This is a genomic window from Streptomyces sp. WAC05292, assembly GCF_003949955.1.
Taxonomy (GTDB): domain Bacteria; phylum Actinomycetota; class Actinomycetes; order Streptomycetales; family Streptomycetaceae; genus Streptomyces; species Streptomyces globosus.
The window spans coordinates 1-333 of record NZ_RPSE01000890.1 but is presented as its reverse complement, the minus strand read 5'-3'; the positions used below and the strand labels follow the sequence as shown (position 1 = coordinate 333).

Here is a 333-nt window from a genome sequence, read left to right as displayed (position 1 = left end):
TACGACGGCCCGCGCATCTGGCGGTGGACGCTGGGCCTGGTGCCGGCAGCGGCCCGGCCCGGCGTGTCGGGTGCGGGCCCGCTGGCGTGGCGGACACTGACCGCCTATGTGCGGGGCACGCTGATCGTGGCGTTCATCGACGCCCTGTTCATCGGGGTCGGCATCTACTTCCTGGGGGTGCCGCTCGCCGTCCCGATCGGTGTGGTGATCTTCCTGGCGTCGTTCGTGCCGCTGGTCGGCGCGGTGGTCTCGGGGGCGCTCGCCGTCGTCGTGGCACTGGTCACGCAGGGGGTGTTCACCGCGCTGATGACGCTGCTGGTGGTGCTCGTCGTG

At 71.8% G+C, this 333-nt stretch carries 1 protein-coding gene; it reads left to right on the top strand.

What is annotated here, in order from left to right:
* On the top strand, positions 1 to 333 hold a 333-nt coding region (locus tag EF903_RS33600; RefSeq protein ID WP_125548615.1), incomplete at both ends, for an AI-2E family transporter.